A 19,928-nucleotide genomic window follows, 5' to 3' on the forward strand; every position below is an offset into this window, starting at 1 on the left:
AGGTGAGGATCATGAGCCATCCGATCCGTATCGCCACGCTGAGCCTCAATCCGGCCATCGACCAGACCGCCCGCATCGCCAACTTCGCCGCCGGACGGGTCAATCGAGTCGAATGGGAGCAGTCCGATGCCGGCGGAAAGGGGGTCAATGTCGCCTCCTTCCTGGCCGACGCCGGCATCCAGGTCGCCGCCACCGGACTCTTCGGCAGCGGCAACATCGAGCCCTTTATCGAGCTGTTCGCCCGTAAAGGCATCGACGACCGCTGCGTCCGTCTGGAGGGTCGAACGCGAGTCAACGTCAAGATCACCGACCCTGCGCTCGATCAGGTCACGGACATCAACTTCCCAGGGCTTACGCCGACGGCGGCCGACCTCGCCCGTCTGACCGAGACGCTCGACCAGCTACTCGCCAAGATCGACTGGCTGGTGCTCTGCGGCAGCGTTCCGGCGGGGGTGCCGAACGGCATCTATGGCGAGCTGATCGATCAGCTCCAGGCGCGCGGAAAACAGGTGCTGCTGGATGCAAGCGGCGCCCCCTTCGCCGAGGCCGTCACGCACGGACCGGACATCATCAAGCCCAACATTGACGAGTTGGCCGAGCTGGTCGGGCGGCCGCTGGCGGGTCCGGCTGAGGTGTTGGACGCGGCGATGTCACTGATCGACTCGGGTATCCGGCTGGTGGTGGTGTCGATGGGGCCAGATGGCGCGGTCTTCGTCGAAGGCGATCAGGCGGTTCATGCCATTCCGCCGTCGATCCAGGTCAAGAGCACCGTCGGCGCGGGAGATGCCATGGTCGCCGGCATCCTGACCGGCACCGCACGCGGCTTGAGCCTCGCGGACCGCGCCCGGCTGGCGACGGCCTTCTCGCTCGGCGCGCTCGGCGAGCTCGGTCCGCACCTGCCACCCATGAGCGTCATCGACGACTTCGCGAGCCGAGTCCAGATCAAGAAACCGAGTTGAGACCCCCAGACGCATGGGTAGGGCGCAATAGCGACAGCGTATTGCGCCGCATGGATGCCCGCTCCCACGTCCCATTCGGTGCAATACGCTTCGCTATTGCACCCTACGGGGAATGAGCGACCCCACCAACCTTTGCGTTTTGGCGGCTCAAACCCACTGAGGAAAACAGCATGGCCAAGCTCATTGCAGTGACATCCTGCCCAACGGGCATCGCCCACAGCCTCATGGCTGCAGAGGCGATCAAGCGCACCGCCGATCTCATGGGACACGAGATTCAGGTGGAGGTCCACGGCGCCGAGGGGACGACCAATCGTCTGGATCCAGAGACCATCGCCGCCGCCGACGCCGTGCTCCTGGCGGCGGACATTCACGTCGAGACCGAGCCCTTCGAGGGCAAACCGATGCTCACGGTCTCGACCGGACGCGCCATCCGCGAGACCCAGACGGTGCTCGAAGAGCTGCTCGCCCTGGTGCCCGGACTGGCGCCCGCCAAACCGGCTCGGGCGGCACCCTCGCCCGCCGCCGAGGCTGGCGGTCGGCGCATCGTCGCCATCACCGCCTGTCCGACCGGCATCGCGCATACCTTCATGGCCGCCGACGCGCTCAAGAAGGCCGCCGCGAACGTCGGCGATACCATCAGCGTCGAGACTCAGGGGTCGGTCGGCGCCAAGAACCAACTGACGGACGAGGACATCGCGGCGGCCGACCTGGTCATCATCGCCGCCGACACGCACGTCGACCCCTCGCGCTTCGCCGGCAAGCCGCTCTACTCGACCTCGGTCGGCGCGGCGGTCAAGGGCGCATCGGACGTCATCGCCAAGGCCAAGAGCGAGGCGACCGTCGCCGCAGGCCAGGCAACGGCTGGCGGCGGCGAGAAGCCGTCCAAGAGCAAGATCGAAGGCCCCTACAAGCACCTGCTGACCGGTGTCTCCTACATGCTGCCGATCGTGGTCGCGGGCGGACTCTGCATCGCCCTCTCCTTCGTCTTCGGCATCGAGGCATTCAAGGAGGAAGGCACCCTGGCGGCGGCGCTGATGGAGATCGGCGGCGGCGCGGCCTTCAAGCTGATGATCCCGATCCTCTCAGGCTATATCGCCTACTCGATCGCGGACCGGCCCGGACTCACGCCCGGTCTGATCGGCGGCATGCTCGCCGTCAACCTGGAGGCCGGCTTCCTTGGCGGCATCATCTCCGGCTTCCTCGCCGGATATATCGCCCTGGTCATCCGCGACCGGATCAACCTGCCCAAGAATTTCGAGGGTCTCAAGCCGGTGCTGGTGATCCCGCTGCTCTCAACCCTCACGGTCGGTCTGCTGATGATCTATGTGGTCGGTGGCCCGGTGAAGTTGATCATGGATACCATGACCGCCTTCCTGCAGGGCATGGGCTCGACCAACGCGGTCATCCTGGGGCTGATCCTGGGCGGCATGATGGCGGTCGACATGGGCGGGCCGGTCAACAAGGCGGCCTATACCTTCGCGGTCGGACTGCTCACCAGCGACACCTACATGCCTATGGCCGCCGTCATGGCGGCCGGCATGACCCCGCCGCTCGGCATCGCCATCGCCACACTGGTCGGCGGCAGCCGCTTCACGCAGGCGGAGCGGGAGGCAGGAAAGGCCGCCGGGGTGCTGGGGCTTTCCTTCATCACCGAGGGCGCCATCCCCTTCGCGGCCAAGGATCCGCTGCGGGTCATCCCCGCCGCGATCCTCGGCTCGGCCGCCACCGGCGCCATCTCCATGTACTTCGGCGTCGAACTGCACGCACCGCACGGCGGGGTCTTCGTGCTCGCCATCCCCAATGCCGTGAGCCATCTCGGCTGGTACGCGGTGGCCATCCTGACCGGCACGCTCATCACCACCGTCGCGTTGCTCGTCCTCAAGCCGTCGCTGGAAGAGCCCAAGACCAGCGGCGGTTTGGCCGGTGCCGCGAGTCGGTGAAGGTCGCCCCGGCGGTGGATCAGGCCGACTCGAAGGGCCGGTAATAGGGATGATCGGCGGCGGCCAGCATCTCGCGGTCGCCGGCCGAGTCGCCGTAGGCGTAGAGCTCGACGGCGGATAGATCGCCGAGCAGCGCCTCAAGTCGGCGCACCTTCTCCGGGCCGCGACAGTTGGGGCCTTGCAGGCCGCCGTCGAACGAAGAGCGATTGCGCGAGGGGGCGGTACAGAGCAGGTCCTGAAAGCCCAGATGCTCGGCGACCCCATCCAGATAGAGATCGAGCGAGGCGCTGACCATCACCAGATGGTGCCCCTGCCCGCGATGCCAGCGAATGCGCTCCAGCGCCTGCGGGCGCATCAGCGACTCGATGCGGCGCGCATGCTCGCGCCCCACCTCACTCAGCCTCGGCACGGAGGCATCCCGAAACAGCTTGGCGACGATCAGCTCCTTGAAACGATCGCGGGTCGAGAGCCGCAGCCAGACTTTAAGTCCTTCGACGGCGAGGGACGCGAAGGCCAGAGCGACACGACGCCTTCCGAAGGCCAGAGAGAGAAAGGGAACGAAGGTATCCCGGGTCGTGATGGTGCCATCGAAATCGAAGGCGGCGACCACGGGCTTGGCTGAATCGGCCATGGTGTCAAATCGAGTCTCTTGGGATTGAAATCGGCGGCCAGCCGCCCGCTGAGCAACCGTGGGTTGGCCGCTGGACGCTGGCGGCTTTCTCCGAGCCGGGTTTCGCCGGGCATTGAACCGCCCCGGCGAAACCCCGGACACGGGCGGTCTATGCGGCCTCTTCCTCCTTACCGGGGAAGAGCAGCGAGGCCGCCACGCCGACACCCAGCGTTCCAAGCACGATCAATAGGCTGACGGCCGGGCTGATATGGATGCCGGTGTCGCCGATCGCGTGATTCCAAGACTGGATCACCATCTTGCCGGCGATGAAGAAGAGCAGCGCGATGACCGCCTTCTCCAGATGGACCAGATAGCGCGTCAAAGCCGCCAGCACGAAGTAGAGACTTCGCAGGCCCAGGATGGCGAAGATCATGGCCGCGTAGACCAGCAAGGGCTCCTGGGTCACGGCGATGACGGCGGGCACCGAATCGAACGAGAAGGCCAGGTCCGAGGTCTCGATGGCGGCCAGGCAGAGGAAGGCCGGCGTCGCATAGACCAGGCCGTTGCGGGTGACCGAATCGCTGGCGTCGCCGTTGACCGACAGTTCGCGGTGTTTGACAAAGAAGCGGTCGAAATGAAGCTTGGTGTAGATGGGCATGAGCCGGCCGGTCAGACGCACGCTCCAGTGGTCCGAATAGTCCTCGATCTCCTCGTCTCCGCCACGGGCCTTGAGCATCTGTACCGCGCTCCAGGCGACCAGCGCGGCGAAGAGAAAGCCGACCCAGGGGCTCGCCATGAACAGACTGGTCCCGACCATCACGAAGATGGCGCGGAAGACCAGTGCACCAATGATGCCCCAATAGAGGATGCGGTGCTGCAGGCCCGACTTGATGCCGAACGAGGCGAAGATGGCCATGAAGACCATCAGATTATCCACCGAGAGGCTCTTTTCGAGCGCATAACCGGCAAGATAGAGATCCGCCCATTCCTTGCTGAAGCGCAGCCACAGATAGCCGTAGAAACTCAGGGCGAGACAGATCCAGAAGACCGACCACTTGGCGGCGTCGGCGACGCTAATCTCCTTGACCTTTTTATGGGCGAAAAGGTCGAGATAGATGGACAGCCCGATGGCTGCCAGGAAGATCACGATGGCTTCCAAGGGAAACCCGAAGTGCTGCATGAGAGGCTCCTGACTGAGCTTGAATAAGGGAAAGATCGCCCCCTGGGCGCCAGGCAAGCGACTTTCGGGTAATCGGCGGGAAAAGACAAGATCGGCGAGCGGTTGGTTCCGTCAAGGCTTGGCCGCATAGGCCGTGTCGAAGATGGCCTCCAGCCCCGCATGGGTTCCGCGCAGTTGATCCACCACGTCGCGCGCCCAGTCGAAATAGACACGTCGGCGCTCCAGGTCCCAGTCGTGCGGTGGGCTATTGGCCATATCCCACAGGTTGCAGATCTTGTCGGCCAACTTCACCAACCGGGCCGCTTCGCTCAGTCCCTTGGCGTGTTCGATCTGTCGTTGCTTGCGCTCGGCCTTGGGGAGCGATCGATCGTCGGTGACCTCCATGACGACGGAGCGGATCTCGACCCCGAAACAGGCGTCCAGCTCCTCCGGGGTCGTCAGGGTATCCTCGACCGTGTCATGCAACAGCGCCGCGCAGAGCACGACCGGATCCTGAACCCCCGCCTCCGCCGACAGCAGACGCATGAGCCCGATGGGGTGATTGATATAGGGTGAGGCCTCCCGATCCTTGCGTCTCTGATCGCGATGCTTGTGCGCAGCGAAGCTCAGCGCCTCGGCCACGCGACTAAAGTCGGCTCGGTCCATAAATCCTCCTGTGTATGCAGGGAGCGGCCAGTCAGCGCCCGGCGCCTGACAACGAACGGAACAGAGCCTGATGCCCTGCGTCCAGATATTCCGCCAAGAGCGCCTCGCAGGCGGTCCGCATCTCCTGTCGGCGCGTGAACAGATGCCCGACCAAGGCGCCCATGGCCAACAGGGTCTCGGTGTCTGCGGCACCCTCGTCTCGCATACGCCTGGCCGTATCTGTCAGGAATCCGACCTGTACGGACAGGTCCTGGTAGACACCGAGCCCGTCGAGCAGCCGTTTGAGCGACTTGATCAGCCGACGGGTCTCGCTCTCCGGGAAGAGGGGCGCGAAGAACTCGATCAGATAGCGCAGCTTCTTGCAGCTCTTGCGCAGCTCATGCAGCTGTTCGGGCGGCGAGTCGTCTCGGATGCCGCGCGCCTCGCGGCGCACACGCTTGACCAAGCGCCGGATCCGCTCGCCAGCCAGAGCGCCGATCTCGCGATCGGCGTTCGGCGCCTCGACCGAATCCGGGCTCGCTTCGGCCAGAAAGGCGCGCCAATCAAGCATCAAACGCTGAAAGGCATCCGAATCGAATGCCGCGACCAAACGGCTGCGCTCGGCCTCGTAGCGGTTCATCAGATAGCGACGCAGAGGCTCCAACGCGGCCCGCATTTCAGGTGGCAGACTCGCCTCGTAATCCTCGAATCCATGCAGATAGACGTCGAGGTCGCGGGTCGGCCCGGTCACCTGTTGCAACCAGGCGAAACGCGACTTGAAGTCCGCCGTGGTCGCTTCGTCAAAGACCCCTTTGATCTGACCGAGCGCCGAGCGCGTGCGGCGGGTCGCCACTCTCAGATCGTGCAGACATTCTGGATCCTGGTTATCACGCGCCCCATCGAGATGCTCGATCAGGATCTCGAACTGACCCGCGAGAATCCGCTTGGTGGCGGCATCGGCGCGCTCCCCATACCCGAACATCGGCCCGAACCTACTGGAATTACTCATCTTCTGGCCTTTCCCTCAGCGAGCGGAGATGATCGAAGGGTACGCGAGTCATTCGGGAGATCAAACCCATCGCGATTCAACCTGTCGTAACTGTCATAGAGATGGACTATGTTCGAGGAAGAGTGCTCGACAAGACCCGCGAGCGAATGACAACCACAGCCACACCGGAGGTACCAACCCATGAGCCGACTGGCGCAACTCAAGAACATCACCACGGTGGTCGCCGACACGGGCGACTTCGAGGCCATCGCGGACTACCAGCCGCAGGACGCGACCACCAATCCGTCGCTGCTCTTCAAGGCCGCCCAGATGCCGCAATATCGTGAACTGGTCGAGGACGCGGTGCTGTTCGGCAAGGAGCGCGGCAAGGACAACCGCATCGCCCAGGCGCGCTCCACCATGGACAAGCTGGCGGTCAATTTCGGCGCCGAGATCCTCAAGATCGTTCCGGGACGCGTCTCGACGGAGATCGACGCCCGACTCTCCTTCAACACCGAGGCCACGGTGCGCCGCGCCGAGGAACTGGTGACGCTCTATCGCGACGCAGGCATCGACCCGAGCGAACGGGTGCTGTTCAAGATCGCCTCGACCTGGGAGGGCATCCGCGCGGCGGAGATCCTCGAACGCCAGGGTTTTCATTGCAACATGACCCTCTTGTTCAGCTTCGCCCAGGCGGTGGCCTGCGCCGATGCCGGCGTGACCCTCATCTCGCCCTTCGTCGGACGCATCCTCGACTGGTACAAGAACGCCGAGAAGGTCGCCGGCTATCCGGCCGACGAGGATCCCGGCGTCCAGTCCGTGACCCGTATCTTCAATTACTACAAGCGTCACGGCTACCAGACGGTGGTCATGGGTGCGAGCTTCCGCAATCTCGACGAGATCCTCGAACTCGCAGGCTGCGATTATCTCACCATCGCACCCACGCTGTTGGGCGAACTCGCCTCCACCGATGGCGAGGTTCCCCGCAAGCTCGACCCCGAGAAGGCGCTCGCCATGGACATCCCCAAGGTCGACTACGACGAGCCTAGCTTCCGCTGGGAACTCAACGAGGACGCCATGGCGACCGAGAAGCTCGCCGAAGGCATCCGGCTGTTCGCCGCAGACACCCGCAAGCTGGAGCAATTCACCCACGAGGTCTGCCAAAGCTGCTGAGAACGCCGATCGAACCGGACGTGGGACTCGAACGTTCGATCGCCACGTCGACCGCGCCGCCCGCACCGCGACCTCAGGGTCTACGCGCGGACGGACCTTTCGGGTACTCTTGGCCGATGGAACACCAACCCCGCAAGCGCTTCGGCCAAAATTTCCTCCATGACCCATCGGTCATCCAACGCATCCACACAGCGATCGGCGCCAAACCAGGCGATCGGCTGGTCGAAATCGGCCCGGGACAAGGGGCCATCACCCAGGGACTCCTGACCGCAACCGGCACGCTCGACGTGGTCGAGCTGGATCGCGACCTCATCGAGCCGCTGCGCGCGCGACTCGGTCCGCTGGGCGATCTGCGCATCCACAACGTCGACGCACTCAAATTCTCGCTCCGCGACCTCGCCGGAGAGACCGGCGGGCTGCGGGTCATCGGCAACCTGCCCTACAACATCTCGACCCCGCTCCTGTTCCACTTCCTCGATCAGAGCGACTGCATCCTGGACCTCCACCTGATGCTGCAGAAGGAGGTGGTGGACCGCATCGTCGCGGATCCCGGGGACAAGACCTACGGCCGACTCTCGGTCATGGTTCAGAGTACCTGTAGCGCCAGCAGTCTGTTCCGCATCGGACCGGGCGCCTTCACGCCAGCCCCCAAGGTCGATTCCGCCTTCCTGCGTCTGCGACCGCTGCACCCCCGGCCTCATCCGATCGAGGACCCGGCGCTGCACGCCCGTATCGTCGCCGCCGCCTTCGGCCAGCGACGCAAGACCCTGCGCAACAGCCTCTCGGCACTGATCGACGCCGCGACATTCGAGGCGGCAGACATCGACCCGACGCTGCGGGCGGAGAAGCTCGACGTGGCCAGCTTCGCCAGACTGGCGAACGTCGCTTGCAATTCCCTGTCGAAGACATGAAATTTACCGATCGATAATCGACCATCGATCGTCAAGACATTTTTGAACGAGGACAGTGTTGTAATGGTGGACGAGGAATACGCGGAAGAGATCCAGGATACCGACCCACAGGAACCAGAAGAGAACGGGGTGGCGCAGGCGCCGGTTCAGCTTGCGCGCGCCAACGACGTGCTGCCGACCGATATCCATCTGCTTCCGGTCGCCTCGCGTCCCTTCTTCCCAGGCCAGGCCGTCCCCTTGATGATGACCGCCGAGCACTGGGAGCCGACCATGAAGGCGGTTGCCGAGACCGATCACAAGATCCTCGGCGTGGTGCTGGTCGACAGCGAGACCTCCGAGACAGCCGAACCCCATAACTTTCGCCGTATCGGAACCGCCTGTCGGGTCCATCGCATCCACAAGCAGGACGGTCATCTGCAGGTCCTGGTCGAGTGTCTGCAACGCTTCCGACTCACCGACTGGGCCAACCGCACCACGCCCTTCGTCGCCCGCGTCGCCTATCTGCCCGAGCCGGAGGGGCCACCGAGCAGCGAGACCAAGGCCTACGCCGTGGCGGTCATCAACACCATCAAGGAGTTGCTGCCGCTCAATCCGCTCTATGTCGAGGAGCTGCGGATGTTTCTGGACCGTTTCGGTCCGGAGGATCCGTCCCATCTCGCCGACTTCGCCGCCAGCCTGACCACCTCCTCCAAGGACCAGCTCCAAGAGGTGTTGGAGATCGTGCCGCTGCTCCAGCGCATGGAGAAGGTGCTGGTGCTGCTCAACAACGAACTCGAACTCGCCCGTGCCCAGCAGAAGATCCGGCGCACGGTCGAGGAGAAGATGCACAAGCAGCAGCGCGAGTTCTTCCTGCGCGAGCAGCTCAAGGCGATCCAGAAGGAGCTGGGCATCGCCAAGGACGACCGCACCGCCGAGATCGACAAATTCAAGGAGCGTCTCGAAGGGCTCACCCTGACCGAGCAGGCCCAGAAGCGGGTCGACGAGGAGCTGACCAAGATGGGCATGCTGGAAACCGGCTCGCCCGAATACTCGGTCACCCGCAACTATCTGGACTGGATCACCCTGCTGCCCTGGGGCAAGCACTCCAAGGACAAGCTCGACCTCAAACGCGCGCGCCGCGTGCTCGATCGCGACCATTACGGTCTTGAGGACGTCAAGAAGCGCATCCTGGAGTTCCTGGCGGTCGGCATCCACAAGGGGGAGATCGCCGGGTCCATCATCCTGCTGGTCGGCCCGCCGGGCGTCGGCAAGACCTCGATCGGCCGCTCAATCGCCGATACGCTGGGACGGCGCTTCTATCGCTTCTCGGTCGGCGGCATCCGCGACGAGGCCGAGATCAAGGGCCATCGCCGCACCTACGTCGGCGCCATGCCGGGCAAGTTCCTCCAGGCGATGAAGGACGCCGACACCGCCAACCCGGTGATCCTGCTCGACGAAATCGACAAGATCGGCAACTCCTACCATGGCGATCCGGCCTCCGCGCTGCTGGAGGTGCTGGATCCCGAGCAGAACAGCGACTTCCTGGATCACTATCTCGATCTGCGCTTCGACCTCTCCAAGGTGCTCTTCGTCTGCACCGCCAACCAGCTCGACACCATCCCCGGACCGCTGCTGGATCGCATGGAGGTCATCAAGCTCTCCGGTTACATCGCCGAGGAGAAGCTCGAAATCGCCAAGAAGTACCTGCTGCCACGCCAGATCGAGCGGGCCGGACTGGACAAGAAATCGGTCAAGCTGGACGTCAAGACACTGCGCGCCCTGATCGAGGGCTATGCGCGCGACGCAGGAGTGCGCCGTCTGGAGAAACAGCTCGGAAAGATCGTGCGCAAGGTCGCCGTGCGCATGTTGGAAGGCGAGGAGACGCCGATTCAGGTCAGCCGCGACGATCTCAAGGACTATCTCGGCAGTCCGGTCTTCCGCGACGAACGCAAGCTCTCGGGGCCGGGCGTGGTCACCGGGCTGGCCTGGACCTCGATGGGAGGCGCAACCCTATCGATCGAGGCGGCCCGCACGCACTCATTCAATCGCGGTTTCAAGCTGACCGGGCAACTGGGCGATGTCATGAAGGAATCCGCCGAGATCGCCTACGGCTATCTGGTCAGCCACGCCGCCCAATTCGGCGCCGATTCGGCCTTCTTCGAGAAGTCCTTCATCCATCTGCACGTGCCTGCTGGCGCGACGCCAAAGGATGGCCCCTCGGCGGGCATCACCATCGCCTCGGCACTGCTCTCGCTCGCCCGCGACAAGCCGGTGCGCCGAATCGCCATGACCGGCGAGATCACGCTGACCGGCGAGGTCTTCCCGGTCGGCGGCATCCGCGAGAAGCTGATCGCCGCACGCCGCGCCGGGATCAAGGAACTCATCCTGCCCGCCGACAATCAGGGCGATTTCGAGGAGGTGCCCGAGCACGTCAGCAAGGGACTCCATGTCCACTTCGCCTCGCGCTTCGATGACGTGGCGCCGCTGCTGTTCAAGGACTGAGCCTCGGTCTCGCGCCCCCATCACGCCAATGCGGGTCGACGGGGGGCGCGATCCATTTCGGCGATCCGGACCGAGGATACGTCCCCTCGACTCCAGTGCGCGAGGCCAAGCAAGGCGATGCAGAGATAGGCGAAAACCACGGCCGGCATCTGCATGCTGAAATCGACCGAAGAGTGGATGGCGATCTGTGTCGTCGCGGCGACGGACAGCAGGGCGTATTCGTAGTCGGCACGTCGTCGGCTCAGATACCAGGCGAAGAAGAACAGCAAGGCGACGGCGAGGAAGACCATCAGGGCCGCCGGCCAGCCGACATCCATGACCAACTCCAGATAGTCGTTGTGACCGCGATCGAAAAAGGCGGTGACGGATCCGTCGCGGAACAACCGGAAGGCACTCTCGAACGACCCCAAGCCATAGCCGGTCCAGGGCCGCTCGGAGATGGCGTCCAGCATGAGTGGATAGACCAGAAAGCGACCGTCGCCATCCTCGAACAGACGCGAGAAGCGCTCGGTCGTCAAGGCCCCGCTCAAGACGAAATTGAAGACGAGCAATCCGAGCAGGACCCCAAGCAGCAGCGATCCGAGGGTGCGCGCCTGACCGTGCTGGAGCCGCGCCGTCCAGGCGGCCAGCAGCAGACTGGACGCCACCAGCATGGCCGTCAGGCCCATGCGCGACCCGGTCAGAAGAACCGCAACGAAGCACATGAGCATGACCATCGGCGGCAACCAGCCCCGCGAGGTCAGGGTTTCGATGAACTCGCGCAACCTGGTGCGATGACTCTTTTCGGCGACCAGGGTCTGTCTCAGATAGCGCAGCACCAGCACCAATGAGGCCAGGACGCCAAGCCCCGCATAGGTCGCGTAGCTGTTGCGATTGACGAAGGTGCTGGTCAAGACGCCCTGATAGGCGGTCTTGTCGAACCAGAGGATGGTCTCCAGCCCGGAGAAATAGACGCTAAGACCGTAGAGCGCATAACCTGCCTGGGCGGCGACGAAGATCTTGAGCAGAAGCTCGACATTGCGCTGACGCCGGGCGTGCCAGACCACCAGCAAACCGAAGCCGATATAGCTCAGATAATTGGTGGCAACCGTCAACGTGCGCTCGGGCGTCAGGGACAGATAGCCTTTCAGATCAGGATCGCCTAGAACGCCGGCCGTCTCTGCCCAAACTGGATGCTGCCATGCGGGAAAGAGCCCGGGCACGGCCTGGAGATAGCCCCAGAAGGCCACCAGGGCCATCAAGGTGCCCGCGATGCCGAGCGGCCAGGGAACGCCAGGCATGGCCCGCCCGGCACGCCAGCGGTCGAAGACATAGGCGAGCAGCCCGACCGCGACCAGCACCGCATAGAGATGCGACCAGACCGGACGAACGCTTGCGAACGGCAGGGGGCTGAAGACGAGAATGAAGACGACGACCCAGAAGGAGAGTCCTCGCATGGGGCGTGATCGATCGCTAGCGGTTGACACTCCATTTCCTCGCGCTGACGGGGTCCACCGAGTGGGCACTCGATACGGAGCGCAAATTGTACACTCACGGACGGTCGATGCACGCCGTGTGCATCACGCAAGACGAACCGCACCGGAACACCCATGAGCAACGAGACGGACATCCGCCCCATCCTGGTCCCTGTCGACTTTTCCAGCCATTCCGAGGCGGCCCTGTTGTGGGCGGTCGAGCTCTCCAAGTGCCACAAGAGCCCCCTGCTCATCCTGCACGTGGTCCATGACCCGGGAACCATGCAGGGCTATTACAGCCGCGCGCTCAAGAAGAAGCAGCTGCACCGGATCGAGGACGGTGCAGCGGACATGCTGAGCGACTTTCTACGCACCCTCGGCAAACGGCACCCCGAGCTCGGCAAGCCGAACGAGCTTGAGTCGCTTCTGGTCAAGGGCCTTCCCAGCTCCCGCATTCTGGAGATCGCCGTCCAGCGCTCGGCCAGCATGATCGTCATGGGCAGCAAGGGGCTGACCGGGCTCAAACATCTGTTTATCGGCTCGGTGGCCGAACGCGTCACGCATCGCGCCCGGATCCCGGTCACCATCGTCAAGTCCGTGCACACCCAGACGAGAACCGATTCACCATGAGGCGAGCGACAGTCAGCATCAGCCCAGGCCATGCGTCGCTAGGTCGATGGCGCCTCGTGCTCGGCCTGTCGATGGTCGCGATCATGGGCGCGGCGAGTGCCGCCGACGGCCTCTCGGGGACGGACAGCATCGACTGGACATTCATGGGGATGGGTCTGTTCGGCGGTCTGGCCCTGTTCCTGTCCGGCATGGACCAGATGGCGACCGCGCTCACGGCGGTCGCTGGCGAGCGCATGAAGGGCATCCTGGCCAAGCTCACCACCAACCGCTTCATGGGGGCGCTGACCGGCGCCTTCGTGACCGCCATCATCAACTCGTCATCGGTCACGACCGTGCTGGTCGTCGGCTTCATCAGCGCCGGGCTCATGTCGCTCGCCCAATCGGTCGGCGTCATCATGGGGGCCAACATCGGCTCCACTGTCACCGCCCAACTCATCGCCTTTCGCATCGATCAGGCGGCCCTGCTGATGATCGGCATCGGTTTCGCCATGCCCTTCGCGAGCAAGCGCGAATCGGCCCGGCACTACGGCAGCATGATCATGGGACTGGGGCTCATCTTCTTCGGGATGACGGTCATGAGCGACGCCATGGCACCACTGCGGACCTACCAGCCGTTCCTGGATTTCATGACCACGCTCGAACGACCGGTGGTCGGCATCCTGGTCGCCGCCGTCTTCACCGGACTGATCCAGTCCTCGGCCGCCACCACCGGCATCGCGATCGTCATGGCCAGCCAGGGCTTTCTGACCCTCCCGGCGGGAATCGCGCTCGCCTTCGGCGCCAACATCGGCACCTGCGTCACCGCCATGCTGGCCTCCATCGGCAAGCCGCGCGAGGCCGTGCGGGCCGCGCTGGTTCACGTCATCTTCAACGTCGCCGGGGTGATCATCTGGTTCGGGCTGATCGACCAGCTCGCGCTCTTGGTCCAGTGGGTCTCGCCCGCGTACCCAGAACTCTCGGGCAGCGCGCGACTGGCCGCCGAGGTTCCACGCCAGATCGCCAACGCGCACAGCATCTTCAACCTGGCCAACACCCTGATCTTCATCGGACTGACCGGACAGTTCGCGCGCCTGGCCGAATGGCTGATCCCGGACAAACCGCTCGGCGAACAAACCTTCATCGTCCAGGCCAAGTATCTCGACGAGGAACTGCTCACGACGCCGTCGCTCGCGCTCGATCGGGTACGGCTCGAAATCCTGCACATGGGCGAAAGCGTTCAGACCATGATGAGACGCATCATGCCGGCCATCCTGAGCGGAGACCGCCAGGCGTTGCGCGAGATCGAGCTGTTGGACAACGACGTCGACACACTGCACGCGCAGATCATCGCCTATCTCGGCCAAATCAGCCGCAGCACCCTGACCGAGCGACAGACCCGCGAACTGCTGCGCCTGCTGGATGCAGCCAACGATCTGGAGAACATCGGCGACCTGATCGAGACCGATCTGGTGGACCGCGGACGCGAGCGGATCGACGCCGACGTCTCCATCAGCGAACCAACCCGCGAGGTCTTGCTCGGACTGCACCGCGCGGTCAGTCGCTCGCTGGCCGCTGCGCTACAGGCGGTCGCGCAGAACAATGAGATCGCCGCACGCACCGTCACCTCGATGAAACAGGAGATCGCCCGAATTGCCGAGTCGGCGGCCGCCCACCAGGCACGCCGCCTGGTCGCCGAGGAGCCAAACCGCATCCCCGCCTACACGCTGGAGATCGACATCCTCGAAAAGCTCAAGCGCATCTTCTATTTCGCCAAGCGCATGGCCAAGACGGTCGATGGAGACGAGACGGCGGACGAAGCGGCTTGATTCAGCCGCCAGAGCAGTCTGACCGCTGGCGAAACTTCGTGTCCTAGTGAACCTGCGCGCGCCCTCAACCGTCCTGGAACTGGAGTGTCGCGAGTCGGGCGTAGAGCCCGCCCTCGGCCATCAGCTCATCGTGCCGACCGGAGGCGACGATCCGGCCCTGGTCCAGGACCAGGATGCGATCGGCATTGCGCACGGTGGCCAGCCGATGGGCGATCACGATGCTGGTGCGTGCGTGCATGAGGCGCTCCAAGGCATCTTGGACCAGACGCTCGCTCTCGGCATCGAGGGCGCTGGTCGCCTCGTCGAGCAGCAGCAGGGCCGGATCGCGCAGGATGGTGCGGGCGATAGCGATACGCTGGCGCTCGCCCCCGGACAGCCGGACGCCACGCTCGCCGAGATAGGTGTCGAATCCATCGGGCAGACGCTCGATGAAGTCGAGCGCATGGGCAGCCTCTGCGGCGCGCAGCACGGCGGCGTCGCTCGCCTCCAGACCGTAACGGATGTTGTCCCAGGCGTTGGCACCGAAGATGACGGGATCCTGCGGCACCAGCGAGATACGGCTGCGCAGATCGCTCGGATCCACCTGACGGATATCGACCCCATCGAAGCGGATCGTGCCCTGTGCCGGATCGTAGAAACGGAGCAGAAGCTGAATGAGCGTGCTCTTGCCGGCACCCGAGGGACCGACCAGCGCCACGCGTTCGCCCGTCGCGATGGTCAGGGTCAGATCGTCCAGTGCCGCCGCCTCTGGACGCGCCGGATAGACGAAACGTACCGACTCGAAGGCGATCTCCCCACGCGACGGCGTCGGCAGGGCGAGCGGCTCGGCCGGCGGCTCGATCGCGGGGCGTATCGCCAGCAGTTCCATCAGACGCTCGCTGGCGCCGGCGCCGCGCAGCAGTTGACCGACCAGATCGCTGAGCGAGCCCACGGCCCCGGCCACCACGATGGCATAGAAGAGAAAGGCCGAGAGTTCGCCGCCGCTCAGGGTGCCATCCAGCACCCGGTGCCCGCCGACCCAGAGCACCACGCCGATGGCGCCGAAGGTGAGCAGGGTCGCGGTTCCGGACAGGATCGCACTGTTGGCCGAGCGGTCCATGGCGACGTCGAATGCCGCCTCCACCTGCTCGGCGTAATGACGCCGGTCGACCGGCTCGTGACAGCAGGCCTGCACGGTGCGGATGCCGTGGATGACCTCGTCGACATAGGCCCCGACATCGGCGATGCGGTCCTGACTGGTACGCGACAGCCGACGCACCCGCCGCCCCAGGAACCAGGCCGGCCCGATCACCAACGGCAAACCGATCAGCACCAGCCCCGTCAACGCGGGGCTGGTCACGGCCAGCATGACCACACCGCCCACGACCAGCAGCGAGGTACGCAGCGACATGGCGAGCGTCGAGCCCACCACCACCTGCAGCAGCGCCGTATCGCTGGTCAGACGCGAGATGACCTCGCCCGCACGGGTGGTCTCGAAGAATCCCACATCGAGCTCCAGCACCCGCTCGAAAACGGCCCTGCGGATGTCGGCCACCACCCGCTCGCCGATCCAGTTGAGCAGATAGCTGCGCGCCATCATGGCACCGGCGGTGAGCACGACGACGCCGAGGAAGAGCGCCAGCGAGCTGTTCAGCGCCTCGACCGAGCCCGTCCCAAGTCCCGAATCGACCACGACGCGGATCACCTGCCCGAAGGCCAGCACGGACCCGGCGGCGAGCACGAGCGCCACCAGGGCCAGCGCCATGCGTCTGGCATAGGGACGGGTGAAGCGGATCAGATGTCTCAGCGCACCCAGATCACGGGTGCCTGGGCGGTTGATAGTGGCGGTCGCTTGATGGCGCATGAACGTCTCTCGAACGAATACGAACGGACATCCCCGTCGACGACGAGGTGCGATACAGAGCCCTCACACATAAGGGGAAAGGCGATGAAATGCCAGGCACCGAGCGTACCAGCAGGACCGAAACCCAGGAAACCCCGTTGAAACCTCGGGGTTTGGAATCACATGTCTATCTTTTAGCGCAAGGTCGTTCGCATCCCAGGACCTTCGCGGCCCAGCGTGCAACGGCAATCGACGGCGGAATACCAGACAGCCCCCCGTCCGGAGCAATCATGAAGACAGTCCTGGAACTGCTCGACCAGAAAGGCAGTCGTCTCTGGTCGATCGCCCCCGACGCCAGCGTCCACGAGGCACTCTCGCTCATGGCCGAGCGTCGGATCGGCGCAGTGGTGGTGATCGACGACACCGGACCGATCGGTCTGCTCTCCGAGCGGGATTACGCCCGAGACGCCGTGCACAACTCACGCTCGCCCAAGGAGACCCCAGTGCGGGACATCATGACCCGGCATGTGGTCTGCGCGCCCCCAGACCTGACACTCGACCAGGCAATGGCGGTCATGACCGAGCGCTGCGTGCGTCACCTGCCGGTGCTCGACGACGGGATGATCCTGGGCATCGTCTCGATAGGGGACATCGTCAAATCGCTCAATGAGGGCCGCCGCTTTTCCGTCGAACAGCTGGAGCGCATTCTGCTGCCATGACCGGCTAACCGTTCGGCGAGACCTTCAGCGCCCGCGCGAGACCGGGATCGCTCCGAGCGCGCCGTCCAGGGCCAAAATGGCGTCTCGATTGGTCCAGGAGCCTGTGAGCCGCGACGCCTCGCGCGCCGGCAGCCAGCGGTATTCCTGATGTTCGCGCGGATTCAGACGCACGCACCGACGCCCATCCAGGACGATGGCGAACCAATACTCGCGGTTGAAGCAAATGTTCGGGCCATAGCGCTTACACCAGGGACGGATGATGGGAAAGAGCACGGACTGGCGCATGTCGATGAGCGCGCCACCCGCGAGCAGCCCGGTCTCCTCCCTCAACTCGCGCGCGGCGGCGTGTCTGGGAGTCTCGCCCGGCGACAGGCTACCGGTCACCGACTGCCAGAATCCCGCCGGGCGGGTCCGCCGCAGCAGCAGATACTCGCCGCCTCGGGTACAGATGACGACCAGCACCGACTGAGGGCGCTTGCGCTCCAGCGTCTCCGCAACGCCCGCGCCCTCCAGACCGGCGTCCGACGCCGGCTTCGCGTCGGATCCCGCTTCGGGATCCGACGTTCCGCCGATCACGAAACGCCGCATTCCAGAGTTCAAGCCTTGGCTCTGAGGCGTAGAGCGAGTTCCTTGAGCTGCGCCTCGTCCACCGCCGAGGGCGCGTCGGTCAGGAGACAGGCCGCAGTCTGGGTCTTGGGGAAGGCCATGACGTCACGAATGGAGCCGGCGCCGGTCATGAGCATCACCAGTCGATCCAGGCCGAACGCGATACCGCCGTGGGGCGGGCAGCCGAACTTGAGCGCCCGCAACAGGAAGCCGAAGCGGTCCTCGGCCTGCTCGTCGCTGATGTTGAGCAGCTTGAAGACACGGCGCTGGACGCTATCGCGATGGATACGGATGGAGCCGCCGCCAACCTCGGTGCCATTGAGGACCATGTCGTAGGCGCGCGAGAGACAGGCGCCCGGATCCTGTTCGAGGCTATCGAGCTGCTCCTCCTTCGGCGCGGTGAAGGGGTGATGCAGGGCCGCCCAGCGGTTGTTGTTGGCGTCGTGCTCGAACATGGGGAAGTCGACCACCCACAGCGGACGCCACTCGTCCGCCATCAGACCGCGATCCTGGCCGAGCTTGACGCGCAGCGCGCCGATCGACTCGTTGACCACCTTGGCCTTGTCGGCGCCGAAGAAGATCAGATCGCCGTCCTCGGCACCCGTGCGCTCCATGATGCCCTGGACCGCCTCGTCCGGCAGGAACTTGAGGATGGGCGACTGCAGACCCTCGCGACCCTTGGCGGCCCAATCGTTGACCTTGATGTAGGCCAGACCCTTGGCGCCGTAGATGCCGACGAAGTTGGTGTAGCCGTCGATCTCCTTGCGGCTCAGCTCGCCGCCCTTGGGCAGACGCAGGGCGACCACGCGGCCGTCGGGATCCTTGGCCGGACCGGAGAAGACCTTGAAATCGACGCCGTCCATGAGGTCGGCGACGTCGATCAGCTCCAGCGGCACGCGCAGGTCGGGCCGGTCCGAACCGAAGCGGTTCATGGACTCGGCATAGGTCAGACGCGGGAAGGGATCGGGCAGCTCGACCCCGTTCACCTCGCGGAAGAGGGTGCGGATCATCCCCTCCATCATCCCCATCAGCTCATCCTCGGTCATGAAGGAGACCTCGATGTCGAGCTGGGTGAACTCGGGCTGACGATCGGCGCGCAGGTCCTCGTCGCGGAAGCAGCGGGCGACCTGATAGTAGCGGTCCATGCCCGACATCATCAGCAGCTGCTTGAACAGCTGCGGCGACTGGGGCAGCGCGAAGAACTCGCCCGGATGGGTGCGGCTGGGCACCAGATAATCGCGCGCGCCCTCGGGGGTGGACTTGGTGAGGATGGGCGTCTCGATGTCCAGGAAGCCATTGGCATCGAGGAAATTGCGCATCACCTGGGTGACGCGGCTGCGGGTACGCAAACGCGTCTGCATCTCGGGGCGACGCAGGTCGAGGTAACGATAGCGCAGCCGGAGTTCTTCCGAGGCGTCGGCCGAATGGGTGTCGAGCTGGATCGGCGGGGTCTCGGAGGCGCTCAGGATCTCCAGATCCAGACCCAAAACCTCGATCTCGCCGGTCGACAGGTCCGGATTGATGGTCCCCTCGGGGCGCGGACGCACCCGACCGGTGATCCTGAGCACGAATTCGCTGCGGACCTGCTCGGCGCGCGAGAAAATCTCGGCGCGGTCCGGATCGAACACCACCTGGACCAAGCCCTCGCGGTCACGCAGATCGATGAAGATGACGCCGCCATGGTCGCGCCGACGTTGAACCCAGCCGCAGAGCACGACCTCCTGGCCATCATGACTGCTGTTCAAGTCTCCACAATAATGCGTGCGCATCGGTCTATCGCCCCATCTGTTAACGGTGTACGGCCCGGCTCGGAAACGGCCTGGGACCATCATGAAAAAGCAGGGAAGAGTACTGTTCGCAATTGGTTAGCGCAAGTACGAAGCGACACGCGACGATCTGGGCGACCCAGGATCCACGTCGGACACCTGAACACGGCACCCAAGATCGACGCGCTGCGGAGAAGGGGTTCGATGCCTCACGGATTCCGCAATCGCCCCATCCGGACCTCGGGACGCGCCTGCAGGAT

The 19,928-nt window shown here is 64.6% G+C and carries 16 protein-coding genes; 8 read left to right on the forward strand and 8 right to left on the reverse strand.

Annotation, left to right across the window (positions count from 1 at the left end; genetic code table 11):
- Window positions 1-11 precede the first annotated feature (11 nt).
- Window positions 12-959, forward strand: a complete 948-nt coding sequence (gene pfkB / locus ACFSJC_RS17660; protein ID WP_386028507.1) for a 1-phosphofructokinase — start codon at window positions 12-14, stop codon at window positions 957-959.
- Window positions 960-1,129: 170 nt separating this feature from the next.
- The gene (locus tag ACFSJC_RS17665; RefSeq protein WP_386028508.1) at window positions 1,130-2,899 is read left to right on the forward strand and encodes a PTS fructose-like transporter subunit IIB; all 1,770 of its coding nucleotides are present in this window, start codon (window positions 1,130-1,132) and stop codon (window positions 2,897-2,899) included.
- 19 nt (window positions 2,900-2,918) lie between these two features.
- Here ACFSJC_RS17665 and ACFSJC_RS17670 read toward each other — a convergent pair whose 3' ends face one another.
- From ACFSJC_RS17670 to ACFSJC_RS17685, 4 genes are all read right to left on the reverse strand, one after another.
- Complete coding sequence (locus ACFSJC_RS17670; RefSeq protein WP_386028509.1) at window positions 2,919-3,530, reverse strand: HAD-IB family hydrolase; 612 nt, start codon at window positions 3,528-3,530, stop codon at window positions 2,919-2,921.
- Between the two features lie 148 nt (window positions 3,531-3,678).
- Window positions 3,679-4,689, reverse strand: coding sequence for a TerC/Alx family metal homeostasis membrane protein (locus ACFSJC_RS17675; protein ID WP_386028510.1), 1,011 nt, complete (start codon window positions 4,687-4,689; stop codon window positions 3,679-3,681).
- Between the two features lie 111 nt (window positions 4,690-4,800).
- A complete protein-coding gene (locus ACFSJC_RS17680) occupies window positions 4,801-5,334 on the reverse strand; it encodes an HD domain-containing protein (protein ID WP_386028511.1) in 534 nt (177 codons plus the stop codon).
- Window positions 5,335-5,365: 31 nt separating this feature from the next.
- The gene (locus tag ACFSJC_RS17685) at window positions 5,366-6,322 is read right to left on the reverse strand and encodes a CHAD domain-containing protein (protein WP_386028512.1); all 957 of its coding nucleotides are present in this window, start codon (window positions 6,320-6,322) and stop codon (window positions 5,366-5,368) included.
- Window positions 6,323-6,502: 180 nt separating this feature from the next.
- On the opposite strand from ACFSJC_RS17685, the gene tal reads away from it, so the two are divergent.
- The 3 genes from tal to lon all read left to right on the forward strand — a co-directional run bounded on the left by tal (window position 6,503) and on the right by lon (window position 10,866).
- Window positions 6,503-7,474: a transaldolase gene (gene tal / locus ACFSJC_RS17690; protein ID WP_386028513.1), complete on the forward strand. Its 972-nt coding sequence runs from the start codon at window positions 6,503-6,505 to the stop codon at window positions 7,472-7,474.
- 116 nt (window positions 7,475-7,590) lie between these two features.
- Complete coding sequence (gene rsmA / locus ACFSJC_RS17695; RefSeq protein WP_386028514.1) at window positions 7,591-8,385, forward strand: 16S rRNA (adenine(1518)-N(6)/adenine(1519)-N(6))-dimethyltransferase RsmA; 795 nt, start codon at window positions 7,591-7,593, stop codon at window positions 8,383-8,385.
- A 63-nt stretch (window positions 8,386-8,448) separates the two neighbouring features.
- Window positions 8,449-10,866 carry an endopeptidase La gene (gene lon / locus ACFSJC_RS17700; protein WP_386028515.1) on the forward strand — a complete coding sequence of 806 codons (2,418 nt, stop codon included), beginning with the start codon at window positions 8,449-8,451 and terminating at the stop codon, window positions 10,864-10,866.
- Between the two features lie 20 nt (window positions 10,867-10,886).
- Here the strand turns inward: lon and ACFSJC_RS17705 are convergent, their stop codons facing one another.
- The gene (locus ACFSJC_RS17705; RefSeq protein ID WP_386028516.1) at window positions 10,887-12,302 is read right to left on the reverse strand and encodes an O-antigen ligase family protein; all 1,416 of its coding nucleotides are present in this window, start codon (window positions 12,300-12,302) and stop codon (window positions 10,887-10,889) included.
- A 153-nt stretch (window positions 12,303-12,455) separates the two neighbouring features.
- On the opposite strand from ACFSJC_RS17705, the gene ACFSJC_RS17710 reads away from it, so the two are divergent.
- On the forward strand, window positions 12,456-12,950 hold the full coding sequence (locus ACFSJC_RS17710) for a universal stress protein (RefSeq protein ID WP_386028517.1): 495 nt from the start codon (window positions 12,456-12,458) through the stop codon (window positions 12,948-12,950).
- Window positions 12,951-13,006: 56 nt separating this feature from the next.
- Window positions 13,007-14,755: a Na/Pi cotransporter family protein gene (locus ACFSJC_RS17715; protein ID WP_386028518.1), complete on the forward strand. Its 1,749-nt coding sequence runs from the start codon at window positions 13,007-13,009 to the stop codon at window positions 14,753-14,755.
- Window positions 14,756-14,819: 64 nt separating this feature from the next.
- On the opposite strand, the gene ACFSJC_RS17720 is transcribed toward ACFSJC_RS17715, so the two are convergent.
- Window positions 14,820-16,598: an ABC transporter transmembrane domain-containing protein gene (locus tag ACFSJC_RS17720; protein WP_386028519.1), complete on the reverse strand. Its 1,779-nt coding sequence runs from the start codon at window positions 16,596-16,598 to the stop codon at window positions 14,820-14,822.
- A 269-nt stretch (window positions 16,599-16,867) separates the two neighbouring features.
- Here ACFSJC_RS17720 and ACFSJC_RS17725 point away from each other — a divergent pair, with 269 nt between their 5' ends.
- A complete protein-coding gene (locus ACFSJC_RS17725; protein WP_386028520.1) occupies window positions 16,868-17,296 on the forward strand; it encodes a CBS domain-containing protein in 429 nt (142 codons plus the stop codon).
- 24 nt (window positions 17,297-17,320) lie between these two features.
- Here ACFSJC_RS17725 and nudB read toward each other — a convergent pair whose 3' ends face one another.
- Together nudB and aspS are read right to left on the reverse strand one after the other, a co-directional pair.
- Entirely contained in the window at window positions 17,321-17,884 is a 564-nt protein-coding gene (gene nudB / locus ACFSJC_RS17730; protein WP_386028586.1) for a dihydroneopterin triphosphate diphosphatase, read from the reverse strand.
- An 8-nt stretch (window positions 17,885-17,892) separates the two neighbouring features.
- Window positions 17,893-19,671 (reverse strand): aspartate--tRNA ligase, encoded by a 1,779-nt coding sequence (aspS, locus tag ACFSJC_RS17735; protein WP_386028521.1) that lies wholly within the window; start codon window positions 19,669-19,671, stop codon window positions 17,893-17,895.
- Between the last annotated feature and the right edge of the window lie 257 nt (window positions 19,672-19,928).

This window comes from Thiorhodococcus fuscus (assembly GCF_042682685.1).
Classification (GTDB): domain Bacteria; phylum Pseudomonadota; class Gammaproteobacteria; order Chromatiales; family Chromatiaceae; genus Imhoffiella; species Imhoffiella fuscus.

Coding starts and splice junctions, on each gene's coding strand:
- pfkB (WP_386028507.1), top strand. CDS start 12: ATGAGCCATCCGATCCGTATCGCCACGCTGAGCCTCAATCCGGCCATC.
- ACFSJC_RS17665 (WP_386028508.1), top strand. CDS start 1,130: ATGGCCAAGCTCATTGCAGTGACATCCTGCCCAACGGGCATCGCCCAC.
- ACFSJC_RS17670 (WP_386028509.1), bottom strand. CDS start 3,530: ATGGCCGATTCAGCCAAGCCCGTGGTCGCCGCCTTCGATTTCGATGGC.
- ACFSJC_RS17675 (WP_386028510.1), bottom strand. CDS start 4,689: ATGCAGCACTTCGGGTTTCCCTTGGAAGCCATCGTGATCTTCCTGGCA.
- ACFSJC_RS17680 (WP_386028511.1), bottom strand. CDS start 5,334: ATGGACCGAGCCGACTTTAGTCGCGTGGCCGAGGCGCTGAGCTTCGCT.
- ACFSJC_RS17685 (WP_386028512.1), bottom strand. CDS start 6,322: ATGAGTAATTCCAGTAGGTTCGGGCCGATGTTCGGGTATGGGGAGCGC.
- tal (WP_386028513.1), top strand. CDS start 6,503: ATGAGCCGACTGGCGCAACTCAAGAACATCACCACGGTGGTCGCCGAC.
- rsmA (WP_386028514.1), top strand. CDS start 7,591: ATGGAACACCAACCCCGCAAGCGCTTCGGCCAAAATTTCCTCCATGAC.
- lon (WP_386028515.1), top strand. CDS start 8,449: ATGGTGGACGAGGAATACGCGGAAGAGATCCAGGATACCGACCCACAG.
- ACFSJC_RS17705 (WP_386028516.1), bottom strand. CDS start 12,302: ATGCGAGGACTCTCCTTCTGGGTCGTCGTCTTCATTCTCGTCTTCAGC.
- ACFSJC_RS17710 (WP_386028517.1), top strand. CDS start 12,456: ATGAGCAACGAGACGGACATCCGCCCCATCCTGGTCCCTGTCGACTTT.
- ACFSJC_RS17720 (WP_386028519.1), bottom strand. CDS start 16,598: ATGCGCCATCAAGCGACCGCCACTATCAACCGCCCAGGCACCCGTGAT.
- ACFSJC_RS17725 (WP_386028520.1), top strand. CDS start 16,868: ATGAAGACAGTCCTGGAACTGCTCGACCAGAAAGGCAGTCGTCTCTGG.
- nudB (WP_386028586.1), bottom strand. CDS start 17,884: ATGCGGCGTTTCGTGATCGGCGGAACGTCGGATCCCGAAGCGGGATCC.
- aspS (WP_386028521.1), bottom strand. CDS start 19,671: ATGCGCACGCATTATTGTGGAGACTTGAACAGCAGTCATGATGGCCAG.